17 protein-coding genes are annotated in these 19,651 nt (G+C 53.6%); 8 read left to right on the forward strand and 9 right to left on the reverse strand.

Translation table 11 applies throughout. The annotated features are described in order from the left end of the window. Both frdC and frdD read left to right on the forward strand, forming a co-directional pair. Entirely contained in the window at window positions 1-384 is a 384-nt protein-coding gene (gene frdC, locus CAG64_RS11905; RefSeq protein ID WP_161488733.1) for a fumarate reductase subunit FrdC, read from the forward strand. A 12-nt stretch (window positions 385-396) separates the two neighbouring features. Beyond that, window positions 397-774: a fumarate reductase subunit FrdD gene (gene frdD / locus CAG64_RS11910; RefSeq protein ID WP_021704535.1), complete on the forward strand. Its 378-nt coding sequence runs from the start codon at window positions 397-399 to the stop codon at window positions 772-774. A gap of 61 nt (window positions 775-835) precedes the next feature. Here frdD and hslU read toward each other — a convergent pair whose 3' ends face one another. The 5 genes from hslU to priA form a co-directional block, all read right to left on the reverse strand. Continuing rightward, window positions 836-2,167, reverse strand: a complete 1,332-nt coding sequence (hslU, locus tag CAG64_RS11915) for an HslU--HslV peptidase ATPase subunit (protein ID WP_021704536.1) — start codon at window positions 2,165-2,167, stop codon at window positions 836-838. Between the two features lie 39 nt (window positions 2,168-2,206). Beyond that, the gene (gene hslV / locus CAG64_RS11920; protein ID WP_021704537.1) at window positions 2,207-2,752 is read right to left on the reverse strand and encodes an ATP-dependent protease subunit HslV; all 546 of its coding nucleotides are present in this window, start codon (window positions 2,750-2,752) and stop codon (window positions 2,207-2,209) included. Window positions 2,753-2,887: 135 nt separating this feature from the next. Then, a complete protein-coding gene (locus CAG64_RS11925; protein WP_161488734.1) occupies window positions 2,888-3,448 on the reverse strand; it encodes an SPOR domain-containing protein in 561 nt (186 codons plus the stop codon). Between the two features lie 121 nt (window positions 3,449-3,569). Next, window positions 3,570-4,577, reverse strand: coding sequence for a DNA-binding transcriptional regulator CytR (gene cytR / locus CAG64_RS11930; protein WP_021704539.1), 1,008 nt, complete (start codon window positions 4,575-4,577; stop codon window positions 3,570-3,572). A gap of 342 nt (window positions 4,578-4,919) precedes the next feature. After that, the gene (gene priA / locus CAG64_RS11935) at window positions 4,920-7,121 is read right to left on the reverse strand and encodes a primosomal protein N' (protein WP_161453419.1); all 2,202 of its coding nucleotides are present in this window, start codon (window positions 7,119-7,121) and stop codon (window positions 4,920-4,922) included. A gap of 290 nt (window positions 7,122-7,411) precedes the next feature. Here priA and rpmE point away from each other — a divergent pair, with 290 nt between their 5' ends. Next, the gene (gene rpmE, locus CAG64_RS11940; RefSeq protein WP_021704541.1) at window positions 7,412-7,630 is read left to right on the forward strand and encodes a 50S ribosomal protein L31; all 219 of its coding nucleotides are present in this window, start codon (window positions 7,412-7,414) and stop codon (window positions 7,628-7,630) included. Between the two features lie 380 nt (window positions 7,631-8,010). Continuing rightward, window positions 8,011-9,288 carry a malic enzyme-like NAD(P)-binding protein gene (locus CAG64_RS11945; protein ID WP_161488735.1) on the forward strand — a complete coding sequence of 426 codons (1,278 nt, stop codon included), beginning with the start codon at window positions 8,011-8,013 and terminating at the stop codon, window positions 9,286-9,288. Between the two features lie 75 nt (window positions 9,289-9,363). Here CAG64_RS11945 and metJ read toward each other — a convergent pair whose 3' ends face one another. Further along, on the reverse strand, window positions 9,364-9,684 hold the full coding sequence (metJ, locus tag CAG64_RS11950) for a met regulon transcriptional regulator MetJ (protein WP_021704543.1): 321 nt from the start codon (window positions 9,682-9,684) through the stop codon (window positions 9,364-9,366). A gap of 225 nt (window positions 9,685-9,909) precedes the next feature. Between metJ and CAG64_RS11955 the strand changes: the two genes are divergently transcribed. The 3 genes from CAG64_RS11955 to metF all read left to right on the forward strand — a co-directional run bounded on the left by CAG64_RS11955 (window position 9,910) and on the right by metF (window position 14,706). After that, entirely contained in the window at window positions 9,910-11,076 is a 1,167-nt protein-coding gene (locus CAG64_RS11955; protein ID WP_021704544.1) for an O-succinylhomoserine (thiol)-lyase, read from the forward strand. Next, complete coding sequence (locus tag CAG64_RS11960; RefSeq protein WP_161488736.1) at window positions 11,077-13,488, forward strand: bifunctional aspartate kinase/homoserine dehydrogenase II; 2,412 nt, start codon at window positions 11,077-11,079, stop codon at window positions 13,486-13,488. It begins immediately after the preceding gene. A gap of 330 nt (window positions 13,489-13,818) precedes the next feature. Continuing rightward, on the forward strand, window positions 13,819-14,706 hold the full coding sequence (gene metF, locus CAG64_RS11965) for a methylenetetrahydrofolate reductase (protein ID WP_021704546.1): 888 nt from the start codon (window positions 13,819-13,821) through the stop codon (window positions 14,704-14,706). Between the two features lie 71 nt (window positions 14,707-14,777). Here metF and zapB read toward each other — a convergent pair whose 3' ends face one another. Beyond that, entirely contained in the window at window positions 14,778-15,020 is a 243-nt protein-coding gene (gene zapB, locus CAG64_RS11970; RefSeq protein ID WP_021704547.1) for a cell division protein ZapB, read from the reverse strand. 315 nt (window positions 15,021-15,335) lie between these two features. Here zapB and glpX point away from each other — a divergent pair, with 315 nt between their 5' ends. Further along, window positions 15,336-16,343, forward strand: a complete 1,008-nt coding sequence (gene glpX / locus CAG64_RS11975; protein WP_021704548.1) for a class II fructose-bisphosphatase — start codon at window positions 15,336-15,338, stop codon at window positions 16,341-16,343. A gap of 37 nt (window positions 16,344-16,380) precedes the next feature. On the opposite strand, the gene modF is transcribed toward glpX, so the two are convergent. Together modF and groL are read right to left on the reverse strand one after the other, a co-directional pair. Next, window positions 16,381-17,823 carry a molybdate ABC transporter ATP-binding protein ModF gene (modF, locus tag CAG64_RS11980; RefSeq protein WP_161488737.1) on the reverse strand — a complete coding sequence of 481 codons (1,443 nt, stop codon included), beginning with the start codon at window positions 17,821-17,823 and terminating at the stop codon, window positions 16,381-16,383. A gap of 128 nt (window positions 17,824-17,951) precedes the next feature. After that, on the reverse strand, window positions 17,952-19,598 hold the full coding sequence (gene groL, locus CAG64_RS11985) for a chaperonin GroEL (RefSeq protein WP_021704550.1): 1,647 nt from the start codon (window positions 19,596-19,598) through the stop codon (window positions 17,952-17,954). Window positions 19,599-19,651 lie beyond the last annotated feature (53 nt).

The following is a 19,651-nucleotide window of genomic DNA, read 5'->3' on the forward strand; positions in this document are numbered from 1 at the left end:
ATGAGTAACCGTAAACCGTACGTACGTGAAATGAAACGCACTTGGTGGAAAGACCATCCGTTTTACCGCTTCTATATGCTGCGTGAAGCCACCGTACTGCCGCTGATCCTGTTTACGCTGTTCCTGACCGTCGGTCTTGGAACCTTGGTGAAAGGACCGGAAGCCTGGCAAAGCTGGCTGGTATTTATGGCCAATCCAGTGGTGGTCGCGATCAACATCGTCGCGCTGGCCAGTAGCCTGTTCCATGCCCAGACGTTTTTCAGCATGATGCCACAGGTGATGCCCATCCGTCTTGGTGGCAAACCGGTGGATAAGAAACTCATCGTTCTGGCTCAGTGGGCGGCAGTGGCCTTCATTTCCCTGATCGTACTCATCATCGTGTAAGGAGCGTTACATATGAACACAAGTTATCACGTCAACCGTTCACCCAAACGTTCTGACGAACCGGTCTGGTGGAGCCTGTTTGGTGCGGGCGGCACCTGGTTTGCCATGATCACGCCGGTGACCATTCTGGTATTGGGGATTCTGGCCCCACTTGGGGTCATTGAGGCCGATGCGCTGAGCTACGAGCGGGTCAGCAGTTTTGCCACCAGCATTATCGGTGCGCTGTTTATCATCGCCACCTTAGCGCTGCCGATGTGGCATGCCATGCACCGAGTTCACCACGGTATGCATGACCTGCAATTTCACACCGGCGTAGTCGGTAAGATCGCTTGCTACGCCTTTGCCGGCATTATTTCGGCGCTGGCGGTGGTGTTTATCTTTATGATTTAACGCCTGACCGACATAAAAAAGCCGACCTTCTGGTCGGCTTTTTTGCATCGTTCGCACTCGCTTACAAAATGAAACGGCTCAAATCTTCGTCTTCCACAAACTCACCCAGACGCGCCTGAACATAGCTGGCATCAATGGTCACCTTACTGCCCGGTTTATCAGTCGCATCAAACGAGATTTCATCCATCAGACGCTCCATCACCGTGTGCAGACGACGAGCACCGATGTTTTCGGTGGTTTCGTTCACTTGCCAGGCCGCCTCAGCAATTTGCTTGATGCCATCATCGGTAAACTCAACGTTCACATCTTCAGTTTTCATCAGCGCGATGTACTGTTCCGTCAACGAGGCTTTCGGCTCTGTCAGGATACGCTTAAAGTCATCGCTCGACAGCGCTTCCAATTCAACTCGGATAGGCAGACGCCCCTGCAGTTCCGGGATCAGATCCGACGGACGAGCGACCTGGAATGCCCCTGATGCAATAAACAGAATGTGGTCGGTTTTAACCATACCATGCTTGGTTGACACAGTACTGCCTTCGATCAGCGGCAGCAGGTCACGCTGTACCCCTTCACGAGACACATCCGGCCCAGAGCTTTCCCCACGCTTACAAATCTTATCGATCTCATCGATAAACACGATACCGTGGTTTTCTACGTTGTAGATCGCCTGCTCTTTCAGCTCTTCCTGATTGACCATCTTGGCCGCTTCTTCTTCAGTCAGGGCTTTCAGCGCGTCTTTGATTTTCATCTTACGCTTTTTGGTGGTGTCACCGGCGAGGTTGGCAAACATGCCTTGCAGCTGGTTGGTCATCTCTTCCATACCCGGAGGAGCCATGATCTCCACCCCCATCTGCGGCGCCGCGACATCAATTTCGATCTCTTTATCGTCGAGCTTGTTCTCACGCAATTTCTTGCGGAACACCTGACGCGTGTGAGACTGATCTTCACTTTGCTCATTTTGTCCCCAGGCATCCCGCGCCGGAGGCAACAAAGCATCCAGAATTCGCTCTTCCGCATGCTCTTCCGCGCGGAATTTCACTTTTTCCATCGCTTGTTGGTGGGTCATTTTCACCGCCACATCCGTCAGATCCCGGATAATGGTTTCCACCTCTTTACCCACGTAACCGACTTCGGTGAATTTGGTCGCTTCGACCTTGATGAACGGCGCATTCGCCAGCTTCGCCAGACGACGGGCAATCTCCGTTTTACCCACCCCGGTCGGGCCAATCATCAGGATATTTTTCGGCGTCACTTCAACACGCAGGCTTTCTTCCAGTTGCATCCGGCGCCAGCGGTTTCGTAGCGCAATCGCTACTGAGCGCTTGGCATTTTCCTGACCGATAATGTGACGGTTCAGTTCATGGACAATTTCGCGTGGAGTCATTTCAGACATAGGGAATTCCTTCAATTCTTTATCGCAACACTATCTAGGTTATTCCGCCGCGTGATCCGCCGGGATATCGAGCTCTTCGATAGTCTGATTATGGTTAGTGAACACACAGATATCGCCAGCAATCTTAAGGGCTTTTTCGGCGATCTCGCGCGCACCCAGATCGGTGTTTTCCAGCAAGGCGACAGCCGCAGCCTGGGCAAAATTGCCACCAGAGCCAATGGCGATCAAATCGTGCTCCGGCTCGACCACATCCCCGTTACCGGTGATGATCAGCGACGCAGTTTCATCCGCCACCGCCAGGATCGCTTCCAGACGACGCAGCGCCCGGTCACTGCGCCAGTCTTTGGCCAGTTCCACCGCCGCTTTGGTCAGATGGCCCTGGTGCATCTGCAGCTTACTTTCAAAGCGCTCGAACAGCGTAAACGCGTCGGCGGTACCGCCGGCAAAGCCCGCCAACACTTTGTTGTTGTACAGACGACGCACCTTGCGTGCATTACCCTTCATTACGGTATTACCAAGAGAGACTTGTCCGTCACCCGCGATAACCACTTTATTATTACGACGTACAGAAACGATAGTAGTCACGTGTAGGGCCTCATATTTATTTCACTGGGAGTTACGTTTTATATGAGGTTAAGCATAGAGGAAATCAAGGGGCGAGGTTGGCCTGGTGCCGAAAACGTCTGTCCCCGGACAAGGCCGGGGACAGAGGGAAGAGATTCAGTATTCGCTTTCGCGGAATATCATGCACGGCTCAATTTTCGCACGCTGCAACTTGTGCTGATCGCGCACCGCTTCGCGTTTGGTGGTGTAAGGTCCGAGCACCACACGGTACCAGCTACTGTTCGGTCGTTTGACCACTTTACTGTTGAGCCCCTGAAAAGCAATGTTGACCTTACGCTCTTCCGCCTGACCTTGCTGCTTGTACGCGCCGCATTGCATCACATAAGGAATTTTGGACACCTGCAGCTCTTTGGCTTCAACTTCAATTTCACGTTTCGGCAGAGAATCGACATAGTCCCAGCGCTCTTCCGGTGGTGGAGGCAGGACTTTTTCCGACGACTTCGGTTTGCTCACCGTTGTGGCGGTTTGCGTAACCGTTGGTTCCGGCGGCTCCGGATCGTTGCTCAAAGTGTACAGCCCATAGACAAAACCGCTCACCAGCACGATAGCCAGTAAGCCGCTGCGCCATGGTTTACCACGGGAAGGTTGTTTTTTGCGGGCCGGAGCTTTTTTGTTGTTGGTGCCACGGCCTCGTTTTACATAATCTCTATTTGCCACTGTTATACATCAAGGTTAACAAATCTGCCCACATGGTAATTCAGATTGTCGGCAGATAACAGAGTGGAATAACATCCGGTAAAACCACAGCGAATATCACAATATTTTACCGGAGAATCATTCAGCGCAACATGGGCGGTGCGACGCTGTCGCGGATCACAAGGCTGGTCTCCAGTAAGCGAGAGCCGGCGTGCACATCATGACCACGTAACAGCTCCAGCATCATCAGCATCGCCTGGCGGCCGATCTCATACCTTGGCTGAGAAATGGTCGTCAGCGGCGGATCGCAATACTGGGCAAAGGTGATGTCATCAAAACCCACCACCGACAGATCCTGAGGCACTCGGGTCCCCAGTTTCTTTGCTTCCTGAATAGCACCGATCGCCATGGTGTCGTTGTGACAGAAAATCGCGGTCGGTGGCTCCGGCAAAGCCAGCAAAGTGCGCACCGCTTTGGCGCCAGCTTCAAACGAGAAATCCCCACTGATGGTGTAACTCGGATTCATCGCAATACCAGCACGACGCAATGCTTGTTGGTAGCCCTGATGACGGAACTGGCACAAAAACGCATGTTCCGGCCCGGAGATTTGTGCAATACGCTTGTGTCCCATCTGAGTCAGATAGTTCACGGCTTCAAACGCCGAAGTCAGGTTATCGATGTGCACTGTGGGCAGTTCCAGCTCAGGCGCAAACTCACACGCCATCACCATCGGCGGCAGGTTCTTCTGCTCGGGCTTACTGACGTCAAACGGCAGATCGGTCCCCAGCAGCAGCATGCCGTCCGCTTGTTTGGTGAACACCAGATTCACAAACGAGGACTCACGTTTTTTCTGTTGCCCGCTGTCTCCGAGCAGGACCAGGTATCCGTGCTCCATTGCAGCATCTTCGATACCACGGATAATTTCGGTGTAATACGGATCGCAAATATCAGGCACAATCGCGACGATGGTTTTGGATTCGTTTCGACGAAGATTTCGCGCCAAAGAGTTAGGTGAATAGCCAGCTTCCAGTACCGCTTCTTCAACCCGCTTCCTTGTGGATGAAGACACTTTTTCCGGATTCATCAGCGCCCTTGAAACGGTTGCTGTCGACACTCCTGCGAGCTGGGCAACATCCTTCATTGTCGCCATAAAAATTAACCCTCTTCAATTCCTTTGCGTGCGGACTGACCACACCTACGTTGTTAATGTAACTGAGCGGCAGGTTTGTACCTGCTCGGTGACTGTGTGCTGCAATCGGTTTTTCGCATACGGAAGTCACGCGTTATAATTTTTGACCTGCGTAACGTTTCCACATGAACACACCCTAGTTTATTCATTTCTGCTCATAAAGTTACGGGCAGATTAACAATTATTTCATCACGTTCGTGACCTCAATCACAAACCGATAACAAGAAACGCACGCCGTGCCGCTTCAAAGCAAACGTTTACCTCATTTCGGTCGCTTTGACGATTTCCAGCGCCGCAGTGACATCAGCTTAAATCTTGTGGATCAATATCCAGTGACCAGCGCACTTTCTTCGCGGCCGGGAGCAGCTCAATCGCTGGCCGGGCGCTGGCGAGCAATTTCTGCATCTGGGAGCGGGTTTGAGTTTGCAATAACAGTTGCCAACGTGACTTACCCGCACGGCGGGCCAGCGGCGCTGGCGTAGGCCCCAGCACCAGACACAAGTCATCAAACAGAGGATGGGCCTCCAGGGTATGACGTACCTGTCGTAAAAAGTCCTCAACCAGTTCAGCCTGGTTGGCTTCAGCACGCAGCAGCGTCAGGAAAGTATAAGGCGGCAGTTGCGCGGTTTTGCGCTCTTGTAACGCTGTCTGAGCAAAATCCGCGTAGCTTTTATGCACCAGCGCCTGCAACAGGCTGTGCTCCGGATGGTGAGTCTGCAGCACCACCTCACCGGGTTTACTCGCCCGCCCCGCCCGCCCGGCGACCTGAATAAACAGCTGCGCCAGACGTTCGGAAGCACGGAAGTCACTGCTGTACAGCGAACCGTCCACATCCAGCAAACCGACTAAGGTCACATCCGGAAAATGATGTCCCTTGGCCAGCATCTGCGTCCCGATCAAGATCTGATACTCCCCTTTGCGGATCGCCTCCAGCGCACTCTCCAGGCTGCCTTTTCGCCGGGTACTGTCACGGTCAATCCGGATCGCCCGGTACTCCGGAAACAGTTCCGCCAGTTTGGCCTCCAATTGCTCGGTGCCAACTCCGACGGTCACCAGATGTGTGGAACCGCAACCCTGGCACTGATGGATCACTGGTCGTTGTGAACCACAATGGTGGCAACGGATTTCACTGCTGTACTGGTGGAAAGTGTAATAGGCGTCACAGCGTTGGCATTCCGCAATCCAGCCACATTCATGACACATCAGCGCAGGCGAGAAGCCGCGCCGGTTAAGAAACAGCATCACCTGATTCCCTGCGCTTAAATGACGGCGCATCTCTGCCATCAGCGGTGCCGAGAGGCCACTGTCCAGATACAACCCCTTGACGTCCAATACCTTGTTCGTGGTCGCGGTTGCCACGCCGGCACGCTGGGTCAGTGTCAGGTGGTGGTATTTGCCGCTCAGCGCATTGTGCAGCGTTTCCAGTGCCGGAGTCGCAGAGCCTAAAATGATCGGGATCTGCTCTTTGGCCGCTCGCATCACCGCCACATCGCGGGCGTGGTAGCGCAAGCTGTCCTGTTGTTTGTAGGAGGCGTCGTGCTCTTCATCAACAATGATAATCCCGAGGTTGGCGAACGGCGTCAGCAGCGCCGAGCGGGTACCAATCACAATCCCGGCCATCTTGTCACGCGCGGCCAGCCAGGCATTGAGGCGCTCAGTGTCATTCAGGCCAGAGTGCATCACCGCAACCGGCACATTAAAGCGCTTGCGAAAACGGTTAATGGTTTGCGGTGTCAAACCAATTTCCGGTACCAGTACCAACGCCTGACGCCCCTGCGCCAGTACCGGCTTGATCAGATTGAGATAAACCTCAGTCTTGCCGGACCCGGTTACCCCCTCCAGCAGATAACACCCAAAGCCGGGGGTGCTGTTGACGGTTGCAATCGCCACCGCCTGCTCGGCGTTCAGCTTCGGCTTATCGACATCGGCTTCCACTTCTGCCGGCCAGGGCTGAGCCTGGGGCTTGTGTTCATGCGACTCAATCCAGCCCTTCTCTTCCAGTGTACGTAATACACTGGTAGCGATCTCCTCATCTATAAAATACTGATGAGAGACCGCCCCTTGTTCCAGCATCTGCATCACCCGGGCCTGTTTCACCGCCCGGCCAAAACCGGTGAGTAACTGATTTTTGCCGGCTTCCGTCATGCGCCACTCCACCAGTGATGCAAAATCCGCCGCTTTGCCTTTTCGCAATGCCCCCGGCAGGGCATTACTCAGCGTTTCGCCAAGTGGGTACTGATAGAACTGGCTACACCAGTTAAGCAGCGCATAAAGGTTAGACGGCCACACTGGCTGCAAATCCAGCACGGCTTTGAGCGGTTTGAGTTGTTCGCGTGGGAAACTGGATTCATTGACCATCGCCGTCACAATCCCCACCAGCGTCTGACGGCCAAACGGCACCGAGACACGCCCGCCGACCACAGGAAACAGATGGCTGGGGATCAAATAGTCGAACTGCTTATCCAACGGAACAGGAAGCGCAACTCGAGCAATGGATGGACGCATAAATTTCAGCTTTAACGACAAATGAGGGAAGAGGGACAGTCTAAAAGAATCAACCGGGGAAGGCTAGCCGTGATCCCTCCGGCTCCCTGCCCGCCAGGACCACAGAATCGTATAAAAAAGTGGCAGATTTCGCACAAAATCAGTTGATCCGTCCCGAGTGATTCATTACTATATCGCGCCTTAGGATATGGCTTGTCATACGACAGCGGTATCCGAACTGTGTTTTTTAACTACGTGTGGTGTCCGGCTCCGATTCGGATAGCGACACGGCCCAATATTGAGGTTCTCCCATGAAAGCTGGTATCCACCCAGAATACAAAGCAATTAAAGCGACTTGTTCTTGCGGTAACTCTTTTGAGTTCAACTCAACTCTGGCTAAAGAGTCAATCCACTTGGACGTATGTGACAAATGTCACCCATTCTACACTGGTAAGCAACGTATCGTTGATACTGGCGGCCGTGTTGATCGCTTTAACAAGCGTTTCGGTGCTCTATCAAGCAAGAAGTAATCACTTCTTCATGCCGAATATGAAAAAGGACGCTACGGCGTCCTTTTTTGATCAGCCGCTTCTTTCTTTGTTTTTCTCCTCCAGCAACGATATTCCGAAATACCCGTCCATTACCGGAGATTAATCCATCGCCACCGCAACAGCGCGAGTGATTACTCTTTGAGCTGGTCTTATCAGCGGCAATTTGCAGGGTTTTAATGACATGACTCGCAATCCTGCCTAGGAAGTTCTAATCACATCCATTAGAATGAAGACCCAAACCACCTGTTGCTTCCCAGCGCAATATGCTGTTTTTTGTCGCCGACGAAACGCTTTCGAGGTGGAATGGACTATTTCCCCGATTGAATTTCTAACAATTATTAAAGTGAGTACCTACACCTATGTCCGACGACAATCGCCAAGAATTGACCCCCGAAGAACAGCTGCGTCAACAAGCGCTTGATTATCATGCGTTTCCTGCGCCGGGAAAAATTTCCGTTGCTCTCACCACTCCAGCCGAAACGGCAAAAGATCTGGCGCTGGCATACAGCCCGGGCGTTGCGGAACCGGTGCGTGAAATCGCCCAGAATGCCGATAACGTGTACAAGTACACCGCCAAAGGCAACATGGTCGCTGTGATCTCCAACGGAACAGCAATTCTTGGCCTGGGTAATCTGGGACCACTTGCATCGAAACCTGTTATGGAAGGTAAAGCCCTGCTGTTTAAACGCTTTGCTGGCCTTGATTCGATTGATATTGAAGTAAAACACCGCACGATCGACGAATTTGTCGACACCGTAGCTAATATTGCCGACACGTTTGGCGGCATCAACCTGGAAGACATCAAAGCGCCGGACTGTTTTGAGATTGAAAAACGTCTGATCGAACGCTGTGATGTTCCGGTTTTTCACGACGACCAACACGGCACCGCCATCGTCACCGCGGCGGGTATGCTCAACGCGATCGAACTGCAGGGCAAAAAACTGGAAGACGCGGTGATTGTGTGTCTCGGTGCTGGCGCGGCGGCCGTGGCGTGTATGGAGCTGCTGATCAAATGTGGCGCCATGCGTGAGAAGATCTACATGCTGGACCGTAAAGGTGTGATTCATACCCGTCGTGATGATCTCAACGAATACAAACAACTGTTCGCCAACAACACCGACAAACGCACCCTGGAAGACGTGATCGAAGGTGCCGATCTGTTCCTCGGCGTGTCAGGTCCGAACCTGCTGTCACCGGAAGCGCTCGAACTGATGGCTGACAAGCCAGTGGTGTTCGCCTGTTCCAACCCGGATCCGGAAATCAAACCAGAGCTGGCGCGCGCGGTGCGTCAGGATCTGATCATGGGTACCGGTCGCAGTGACTACCCGAACCAGGTCAACAACGTGCTGTGTTTCCCATTCATTTTCCGTGGTGCGCTGGATGTTCGTGCCAGCGAAATCAATGACGAGATGAAGCTGGCTGCGGTTGACGCTATCCGTGAACTGGCCAAAGAGCCGGTGCCAGCAGAAGTTCTGACCGCGGCCGGAGTGGACAAACTCGAGTTTGGTCCAGATTACATCATTCCAAAACCGATGGACTCTCGCCTGCTGCCACGCGTAGCCAAAGCGGTTGCTCAGGCCGCGGTGGATTCAGGTGTGGCGCGCATCGCGATGCCAGACAACTACATGGCAGGGTAAGTCGCCCCATAGCGATACACAAAAAAGGTTGGCGATGGCCAACCTTTTTTCTTTCCGGTGATGATGAGGTGACGCTTACTCGTCGTCAAATGCCTCAAATTCGATGCCCATCGCGGTCATGATCGCTTTGGCTTCAGTCGGGATTTCGTCCGGACGGTCTTTGCGCAAATCTTCATCAGTAGGTAACGGCTGACCGGTGTACGCGTGCAGAAACGCTTCACACAGCAATTCACTGTTCGTCGCATGGCGCAGGTTATTGATCTGGCGGCGAGTACGTTCGTCTGTTAACACCTTCAATACTTTCAGCGGAATAGATACGGTGATCTTCTTGACTTGCTCACTTTTCTTGCCGTGTTCCGCGTATGGGCTAATGTATTCACCATTCCAGTCTGCCATTGCGCACCTTCGTTATTGTCATCTGTATAAAGAAAAATTAGGAAAGCTGAATTTTAGCGGGATTTAAGGCTATAAGCAAAGACATATAGACGTCTAGAAGTGTTGACGTCTTAATTTTTGAAAAGTAAAGTGGTGGCAATGGAGATGGAAAACGCCCTGATGTCACGATTTAGGTATAGCGTAATCCAACAGACAAGTCATCACCTGTTTCGAAAGGAAAGCCTCATGAGCACCCGCAAGCCAGCCACAATCGCGGTACGTACTGGTATCGAATCCGACACCCAGCATCACGCAGTCGTTCCCCCGATCTATTTGTCGACCAATTATGGCTTCCCGGCCTTTGGTGAAGTCCCCCAATACGACTATACCCGTTCAGGCAACCCCAATCGTGGCCTGCTGGAAAAAGCGCTGTATGAGCTTGAGTCGGGTCAGGGTGCAGTCGTGACCAACTGCGGGACCTCAGCCCTCAATTTGTGGGTATCCGCTTTCCTTGGTCCGGACGATCTGATCGTGGCCCCGCACGATTGCTACGGCGGCACATACCGTTTATTCAATACCCGGGCACAAAAAGGTGATTTCCAGGTTGCGTTTGTCGATCAATCCGACGACGCGGCACTGGAGGCCGCACTGGCCAAACGTCCCAAACTCATTCTGCTGGAAACCCCATCCAACCCGCTAGTGCGCGTAGTGGATATCGCCAAAGTATGCGAGAAAGCCAAACAATCCGGCACCCTAGTCGGGGTCGACAACACCTTTTTGACTCCGGTGTTCCAAAAGCCACTTGAGCTCGGCGCTGACTTTGTGATCCACTCCACCACTAAGTTCATCAACGGTCACTCTGATGTGATTGGCGGCGTGGTGATCACCAAATCAGTGCAACACGCCGAAGATCTGGCCTGGTGGGGCAACTGCATCGGCGCGACGGGCACTCCGTTTGACAGCTACATGACCTTACGCGGGATCCGCACACTTGGCGCCCGGATGCGCGTGCATGAGGAAAGCTCACGCGAAATTCTGCGTTATCTGCAAGCTCAGCCTCTGGTCCGCAAAATCTACCACCCGAGTCTGCCAGAACATCCCGGCCATGAGATCGCCAAAAAGCAGCAAAGCGGATTCGGCTCAATGCTCAGCTTCGAATTTGCAGGCTCGTTTGAACAACTGAAATATTTCGTCGGCCAGTTAAGTCTGTTTTCGCTGGCGGAGTCGCTCGGCGGTGTCGAAAGCCTGATCTGCCACCCAGCCTCGATGACACACCGAGCCATGGGAGAAGCGGCACTGGCGGAAGCCGGCGTATCACAGCAACTGCTGCGACTATCGGTCGGGCTGGAAGACGTCAGCGACCTGATTGCCGATCTGGATCACGCCTTTACGCAAGCAAAGGAGGCACTGTAAATGACGCCCTTCCGTCAACTGCACAAATTCGGCGGCAGCAGCCTGGCCGATCCGGAGTGCTATCGCCGCGTAGTGACCATTCTCAGAGAATATTCAGGCAACGACGATCTGGTGGTCGTGTCTGCCGCCGGCAAAACCACCAACCGTTTAATTGAGTTCACCGATGCGCTCAACAAAGACGGTCGTCTGGCACACGAGGTCCTGCAGTCCCTGCGTCAATATCAGTCGGAACTGATTGAGGACTTGCTGGACGGCGACAGCCGCGAGCAGTGTCTGGCCCAACTGCATGATGAATTCAGCTCACTCGGTGAGCTGACTGCGCCGCTAACAGAGTCCAGCCGCGCCGCTGTGCTGGGTCACGGAGAAGTATGGTCATCCCGCCTTCTGGCGGCCCTGTTGAACGCCAGTGATATGCAGGCTGTGGCTCAGGACGCGCGCGCGTTTCTGCGTGCGGAGGCCGGTACTCAGCCGGAAATCGATCGCGGCAGCTCCTATCCTCTGGTCAAAGATGTGCTGGCTCAGCATGCCCATCACCGTGTGGTGATCACCGGCTTTATGGCGCAAGACACTCAAGGCCATACGGTTTTGCTTGGTCGCAATGGCTCCGATTACTCGGCGACCATCGTCGGGGCGCTGGCCGAGGTTGAACAGGTGACCATCTGGAGTGATGTGGCCGGCGTTTACAGCGCTGACCCCCGTCTGGTCGGTGATGCCTGCCTGTTGCCACTGCTGCGCCTGGATGAAGCCAGTGAACTGGCACGTCTGGCCGCGCCCGTCCTGCACAGCCGTACCCTACAGCCAGTAGCGCAAAGCGCAATGGATCTGCATCTACGTTGTAGCCACGCACCGGAATCCGGCTCCACCCGTATCGAGCGGGTGCTAGCTTCCGGTCGCGGCGCCAAAATCATCACGTCGCTCAACGAAGTGCTGCTGATCGAACTGAGTTTCGGTCATGGCCACGACTTCCAGCGTTTACAGAATCAGGTGCTGGCCCACTTAAAGCGAGTCCAGCTTGAGCCTCTGGCATTTGAATCTCAACCGGATCAATTGTGTCTGCGGCTGGCCTATACCGCAGAGATCGTCGGCGGGGCACTGCACTACCTGCAAGACGCCGCCATCGATGCAGAAATCAAACTGCGTGAGGGCTACTCATTGGTGGCTGCCGTCGGCGCAGGCGTGATCACCAATCCCAACCACTGCTTTGGTTTCTACCAGCAACTGAAACACGCACCGGTTGAATTTATTTCCGAATCTTTGTCCGGCTTAAGCCTGGTAGCCGTCGTGCGTAAAGTCGACACCGAACCGTTAGTCAAAGGCATTCACACTCAGCTGTTTCAGGCGCAAAAAAGGGTGGCGATCGCTCTGTGTGGGAAAGGCAACATCGGCGCCAGCTGGGTTGCCCTGTTCACCGAACAAAAAGCAGAGCTGGAAAAACGCCACGGCATGAGCTTTGAGCTGGTCGCGGTGATTGACAGTCAGACCTATTGGTTCGATGAACATGGACTGGATCCGACTCAGATAGACGCCCGTTTTGACGATGAGGCGATTCCTTATCAGGACTGCGCTTGGATCAAACAAATCGGCGCGCTACGCAGTTACGATGATGCCATCGTGCTGGATGTCACTGCCAGTGCGGAGCTGGCCGAACGTTATCTGGAGATAGCCGAACAAGGCATGCACCTGATTTCGGCCAACAAAGTGGCCGGCTCAGCATCCAGTGAACAGTATCATCAGGTGCAGGATGCGTTTGCCAAAATTAACCGTCACTGGCTGTATAACGCCACGGTCGGGGCTGGCCTGCCGATCAATCATACCGTGCGTGATTTGCGCGAAAGTGGCGATGATATCGTCGCGCTGTCGGGCATTTTTTCCGGTACGCTTTCCTGGTTGTTTCAACAATACGACGGCAGTGTCCCCTTTGCTGAACTGGTCGATCTCGCCTGGCAGCAAGGGCTGACTGAACCCGATCCGCGCAACGATTTGGATGGTTCTGACGTGATGCGCAAACTGGTGATCCTGGCGCGCGAGTCCGGCCTGCATATTGAGCCAGAGCAGGTAAAAATCGAGTCGTTGGTGCCGGATGAACTGAGCGCAATATCACTGGATGATTTCCTCGACCGAGGTCAGCTTCTCAGTGAGCAACTGGCCGAGCGACTGGCGAAAGCTCAGCGCGAAGACAAGGTGCTGCGCTACGTCGCACGACTGGAGAAAAACGGCAAAGCCACTGTTGGCGTTGAGGCACTGAGCCGCGAGCATGCGCTGGCCAACCTGCTGCCGTGTGACAACATTTTTGCCATCGAAAGTCGCTGGTACAAAGACAACCCGTTGGTCATCCGCGGGCCCGGTGCCGGACGTGAAGTCACCGCCGGAGCGATTCAGTCTGATCTCAACCGACTGGCTGGCTTACTGTGATCTTTTTGCCCGTCTTGAACACAAGGCGGGCTCCGTTTGCTCCTCTGCACACCATAGGGTGAACTCCGCTTCTGATAGTAGAAAATACTGTTTATCACCCTCTGTTCCACACGTATCCAACATGCGTTATCTTTCGCTCAGAACATCCCACCAACTGGTCATTTATCGTCTACATTGATGTTGAAAAGTGCTCATTATTATCATGAGAAAAATTCATACTGACACTGTTGACATAAAAACGAATTCATTTCATTCTGTGGACATATAGACGTCTAAACGTCGATTTGAACAGTTGAGATTTGTGGTTAACGCCACCACAGGGAGAGTAAGATGGGATACACGCACGCAGGTCATATCGACGCACTGAATCAGAATATCGCTGAGCTTTCTGACAACATCAATGTGTCATTCGAATTTTTTCCACCCAGCAGCGAGAAAATGGAAGAAACCCTGTGGAACTCTGTTCACCGTCTCAAGACCCTGCAACCTAAGTTCGTTTCCGTTACCTACGGCGCGAACTCTGGTGAACGTGATCGCACCCACTCGATTATCAAAGAGATCAAAGCAGAAACGGGGCTGGTGGCCGCACCCCACCTGACGTGTATTGATGCCAGCCGCGAAGAGCTGATCCAAATCGCGGACGACTACTGGGCCAATGGTATTGAAAACATTGTGGCACTGCGTGGCGATATCCCAGCGGGAGGCGGCCGCCCGGAGATGTATGCATCTGATTTGGTGCAATTGCTGAAATCACGCCACGACTTTGACATTTCCGTGGCGGCGTTTCCGGAAGTACACCCAGAAGCCAAAAGCGCACAGGCGGATCTGCTCAACCTGAAACGTAAAGTCGATGCCGGTGCAAACCGCGCCATCACGCAGTTCTTTTTCGATGTGGAATGCTACCTGCGTTTTCGCGACCGCTGCGTGGCAGCAGGCATTGACGTCGAGATCGTGCCGGGGATTTTGCCGGTATCGAACTTTAAACAGGCATCGCGCTTTGCAGCGCAGAACCATGTCAAAGTCCCGGGCTGGATGGCGCGTCAGTTTGACGGCCTCGACGACGACCCAACCACACGCCAGTTGGTCGGCGCCAGCCAGGCGATCGACATGGTACGCGTGTTAAGCCGTGAAGGAGTAAAAGACTTCCACTTCTATACCCTGAACCGGGCAGAGATGACCTACGCCTTGTGCCACACACTGGGCGTACGACCGCGTTAATCTGCACAGCCACTCCCAAAAGAAAAACCCCTGCTCAATGGCAGGGGTTTTAGCATCGGGTCATGGCGAACTTATTCAACTTCGTCCATTTTACCCAGCAGGCTGCGAATGCGCTCTTGCCACTGGGCGTGATCTTGTTGCATCTGCTGTGCTTTCTGCTCCAGCTCAACACGGCTGTCACGCAGTTCATTGGCTTCACTCACCAGTTTCTGCTTCTCTTCTTTCAATTCTTCCACTTCCATTTGCAGAAGTGCGATCGTGTCTACTGCGGTTTGAATTTTTGCTTCTAGTTGCTCTAATACTTCAAAAGACATCTTAGCCTACCCTTTTGTTTATTCGGTTGACGTGAAGTGACTCTCCACCTAATGCCTTCATTCTACTCAGCACAGCGGCGAGAAACACTCTCTATATTCGATATTTTGCGCTATTCGGTTAAAAAAACGGCGCATATTGACAAACAGTTAACTTAAGCCCACGCCAGCCCTGATGCTGACTCGCTCTTTGGTCATTTTTGCATTCATTCTTGATCCAGTACAAGTGATACGGACGCAAAAAAGCAAACGTTTACTTTTTGATATGCTAAAATCGCCGCCGTAAATTTCCTCATCCTGTTTGACATTGGAGTCCTCATGAAACGCGATTTAGCAATGGCCTTTTCCCGGGTTACGGAAGGTGCCGCACTGGCAGGTTACAAATGGCTTGGCCGTGGTGACAAAAATGCAGCCGACGGTGCCGCAGTGGAAGTGATGCGCACCCTGCTCAATCAAACGGACATCAGTGGCGAAATCGTCATTGGTGAGGGCGAAATCGACGACGCACCGATGCTCTACATCGGTGAAAGCGTCGGATTGGGTGGCGATGCCGTCGACATTGCTGTCGATCCGATTGAAGGCACACGCATGACTGCCATGGGGCAGTCCAACGCACTGGCGGTACTGGCGGCCGGCGAAAAAGGCAGCTTTCTCAAAGCGCCGGATATGTATATGGAAAAGCTGGTTGTCGGGCCTGGCGCTAAAGGCTGTATCGATCTCAACAAGTCACTCGAAGACAACCTGCACAACGTGGCGAAAGCGCTCAACAAATCGCTCGACACCTTAGTGGTGATCACGCTTGCCAAGCCACGCCACGACCCTATCATTGCTCAAATGCAGGCACTGGGCGTACGGGTATTCGCTGTACCAGATGGCGACGTGGCGGCATCAATTCTGACCTGTATGCCTGACAGTGAAGTGGACATGATGTATTGCATCGGCGGCGCTCCAGAAGGTGTGGTGTCTGCGGCGGTGATCCGCGCGCTCGATGGCGACATGAACGGGCGTTTGCTGCCGCGCCATGAAGTTAAAGGCGAAAACGAAGACAACCGCATCCACGGTGCGGCCGAGCTGAAGCGCTGTCAGGAAATGGGGGTGGAAGCGCGAAAAGTGCTGCGCATGGATGACATGGCGCGCAGCGACAACGTGATTTTCTCCGCAACCGGCATCACCAAAGGCGACCTGCTCGAAGGCATTACCCGTCAGGGTAACATCGCGACCACCGAAACCTTACTGATACGTGGCCGCTGTCGCACCATCCGCCGCATCAAATCCACCCACTACCTGGAACGTAAAGATCCAGAAGTCAGAGCCATAATTCTCTAAACAAAACCGCCCGTTCTCTGCAACGGGCGGTTTTGCGTCAGCGGCGATGAATGTGTACCCGGTAGCCCGTGTCTGCTGGCAGAAAATCGACGTAATGGTCAACCGCTTCTAACGCATCATCTTCATGGTGCGTGACGTACAGCAGCTGGCTCAGCCCGGCAGAGGCGATCCGATTCAGCGCAAACCACACCAGTTTGCGGTTGAGATAGTCCAGCCCCTGATACGGTTCGTCTAGGATCAGCAGCGCCGGTTGCTTAATCAGCGCGCGGCCTATCAGGAGTAATCGTTGCTGACCATAACCCAGCGCTTTAAAGCTGACTTTGGCCAGCTCGCTCATCGCCAGTACCTCCAGCCACTGCTGCGCCAGCAGAATCTGATTTTTAGACGGCTGTTCGTACAGGCCAATCGAGTCAAAAAAGCCGGACAGTAGCACCTCCAGCGCGCTGCATCCGACCCGGTATTGCAGATGCAGCGCGGATGAGACGATCCCGATGTGACGTTTCACATCCCAGATACTCTCGCCACTGCCCCGCTTCATACCCAGCACGGTGACATCATTGCTGTAACACTGCGGGTGATCGCCCATAATGAGCCCGAGCAACGTACTCTTACCACAACCATTGGGCCCTCGAACCTGCCAGTGCTCCCCTCGGCGGATTTGCCAGTTTAACTGCGAAAAGATCAGCCCGTCCACGTACTCCACTTTGACGTCTTTCATCGCAACCAGAGGTTCCGGGTAGTCGTGCGGCGCGGATTGCAGCTCCATCAAGGCAAACATCGCCGAGCTTTTCTGCTCAGACAGCGCCTGCAACTGACGCATCAAAGGGTGGTCATGCCATTGCTCACGGGTCATCGTCTCAGTCAATGTCTCTTGGTCAAACAGAGCCACGTGGCTGATGCACTCGGGCAACTCGTCCTCACGTGAGGTAATGATCACCAGTTGCATCTCCTCAGCACACGAATTGAGTAATCCGGTTAACGCTTGACGGTGCGCGCTGTCGAGGCCCGAATACGGCTCATCGAGCACCAACATCTCCGGCCGCGCAGCCAGTGCCCGCGCTAACATGACCCGGCGAGTTTCGCCGGTCGACAACTGGCGAAAATGGCGTTGACGTAAGTGGAGCAAATCGGTTTGTTGCAGCAACGCGTCGCGTTCTGTCTCACAGAGATCGAAACCAGCCAACAGCTGCTCTACGGTCGAACCGTAGTCTATATGATCCTGAAAGTCTGTTTCGTCCTGCGCGATTTCCTGTTCGAGCAGTTGCTGTTGCAACGCCAGTGACACGCAAGCAATGCGCGCCGGTCGCGCCTCAATCGTGCCGCTGTCTCGCTCGGCGTCACCGCTTAATAGCTGCACCAGCGCTGACACACAGTGGCTGTGTGCCGCAAATACGGCCCAATGCTGACCTTTGGCCAAGTGCCAGTTCGAAATGGAAAGAGACGTTGCCGGATTGCGGTAACGAAGGTGGTCAAATTGCATGTACTGTCCTTGTTGTGCTTGTTGTTTTTTTCACCATAGTGCAGGAAGTACCCACGGAATACCAGCCGCCTAAAAAACAAAAACGGAGGCCGAAGCCTCCGTTTTTCGCAGTTAGGTGAGCGCGATGATTACATCATACCGCCCATGCCACCCATACCGCCCATGCCGCCCATATCAGGCATTGCAGGTGCATCTTTTTGTGGCATATCTGTCACCATGGCTTCTGTCGTGATCATCAGACCAGCAACTGAAGCGGCAAACTGCAGCGCACTACGGGTCACTTTGGTTGGATCCAGAATACCCATTTCCAGCATGTCGCCATACTCACCTGTCGCAGCGTTGTAGCCGTAGCTGCCTTCACCCGCTCTCACGTTGTTGGCAACCACAGACTCTTCATCACCCGCGTTAGTGGTGATTTGACGGATTGGCGCTTCCATTGCACGCAGCGCAACGCGAATACCCACATTTTGCTCTTCGTTGTCACCTTGCAGGTCAACAATCTTAGACGCGACACGGATCAGCGCCACACCACCACCGGCAACTACGCCTTCTTCAACCGCTGCGCGAGTCGCATGCAGAGCGTCTTCCACACGGTCTTTCTTCTCTTTCATTTCCACTTCAGTCGCCGCACCGACTTTGATCACAGCAACACCGCCAGCCAGTTTGGCTACACGCTCTTGCAGTTTCTCTTTGTCGTAATCTGACGTTGCGTCTTCGATTTGCTGACGGATCTGAGCCACACGACCATGGATCGCAGCTTCTTCGCCAACGCCATCAATGATGGTGGTGTTTTCTTTGGTGATCGTCACACGTTTCGCTTGACCCAGATCTTCCAGAGCGGCTTTTTCCAGCTCCAGACCCACTTCTTCAGAAATCACTGTACCGCCAGTCAGCACGGCGATGTCTTGCAGCATCGCTTTACGACGGTCACCAAAACCAGGGGCTTTGACTGCCGCTACTTTCACGATACCGCGCATGTTGTTGACTACCAGCGTAGCCAGTGCCTCACCTTCTACGTCTTCTGCAATGATCAGCAGCGGACGAGAGGCTTTCGCCACCGCTTCCAGTGTCGGCAGCAGTTCACGAATGTTAGAAATCTTCTTGTCGACCAGCAGAATGAATGGGCTTTCCAGATCCACACTGCCCGCTTCCTGGTTGTTGATGAAGTAAGGCGACAGGTAACCGCGGTCAAACTGCATACCTTCAACCACGTCCAGTTCGTCGTGCAGGGCCTGACCTTCTTCCACCGTGATCACACCATCACGGCCCACTTTTTCCATCGCTTCGGCAATGATTTTACCCACGCTGGAATCTGAGTTCGCAGAGATGGTACCCACCTGTTCAATTTCGGTTGATGTTGAACAGTCTTTCGACAGCACTTTCAGCTCTTCAACCGCGGCCGCAACCGCTTTGTCGATACCGCGCTTCAGATCCATCGGGTTCATGCCCGCAGCAACGGCTTTCAGGCCTTCATTAACAATCGACTGAGCCAGTACGGTCGCAGTAGTCGTACCGTCACCTGCTACGTCATTCGCTTGCGACGCAACTTGTTTAACCATCTGTGCGCCCATGTTCTGGAATTTGTCTTCCAGTTCGATTTCACGTGCAACAGACACACCATCTTTAGTGATAGTGGGCGCACCGAACGATTTGTCCAGTACCACGTTACGGCCTTTCGGGCCTAGTGTCACTTTCACTGCATCGGCCAGAATGTTGACACCTTCCAGCATTTTTACGCGTGCGTCATTACCAAATTTTACGTCTTTAGCAGCCATCTTTTATATCCTTTTCCAAATACGTTTTACGTTTTCGTTGTGATTCAGAGTTT

It is taken from the genome of Vibrio sp. V38_P2S17PM301 (genome assembly GCF_009904845.1).
GTDB lineage: Bacteria > Pseudomonadota > Gammaproteobacteria > Enterobacterales > Vibrionaceae > Vibrio > Vibrio proteolyticus.

Coding starts and splice junctions, on each gene's coding strand:
- frdC (WP_161488733.1), top strand. CDS start 1: ATGAGTAACCGTAAACCGTACGTACGTGAAATGAAACGCACTTGGTGG.
- frdD (WP_021704535.1), top strand. CDS start 397: ATGAACACAAGTTATCACGTCAACCGTTCACCCAAACGTTCTGACGAA.
- hslU (WP_021704536.1), bottom strand. CDS start 2,167: ATGTCTGAAATGACTCCACGCGAAATTGTCCATGAACTGAACCGTCAC.
- cytR (WP_021704539.1), bottom strand. CDS start 4,577: ATGGCGACAATGAAGGATGTTGCCCAGCTCGCAGGAGTGTCGACAGCA.
- priA (WP_161453419.1), bottom strand. CDS start 7,121: ATGCGTCCATCCATTGCTCGAGTTGCGCTTCCTGTTCCGTTGGATAAG.
- rpmE (WP_021704541.1), top strand. CDS start 7,412: ATGAAAGCTGGTATCCACCCAGAATACAAAGCAATTAAAGCGACTTGT.
- CAG64_RS11945 (WP_161488735.1), top strand. CDS start 8,011: ATGTCCGACGACAATCGCCAAGAATTGACCCCCGAAGAACAGCTGCGT.
- metJ (WP_021704543.1), bottom strand. CDS start 9,684: ATGGCAGACTGGAATGGTGAATACATTAGCCCATACGCGGAACACGGC.
- CAG64_RS11955 (WP_021704544.1), top strand. CDS start 9,910: ATGAGCACCCGCAAGCCAGCCACAATCGCGGTACGTACTGGTATCGAA.
- CAG64_RS11960 (WP_161488736.1), top strand. CDS start 11,077: ATGACGCCCTTCCGTCAACTGCACAAATTCGGCGGCAGCAGCCTGGCC.
- metF (WP_021704546.1), top strand. CDS start 13,819: ATGGGATACACGCACGCAGGTCATATCGACGCACTGAATCAGAATATC.
- zapB (WP_021704547.1), bottom strand. CDS start 15,020: ATGTCTTTTGAAGTATTAGAGCAACTAGAAGCAAAAATTCAAACCGCA.
- glpX (WP_021704548.1), top strand. CDS start 15,336: ATGAAACGCGATTTAGCAATGGCCTTTTCCCGGGTTACGGAAGGTGCC.
- modF (WP_161488737.1), bottom strand. CDS start 17,823: ATGCAATTTGACCACCTTCGTTACCGCAATCCGGCAACGTCTCTTTCC.
- groL (WP_021704550.1), bottom strand. CDS start 19,598: ATGGCTGCTAAAGACGTAAAATTTGGTAATGACGCACGCGTAAAAATG.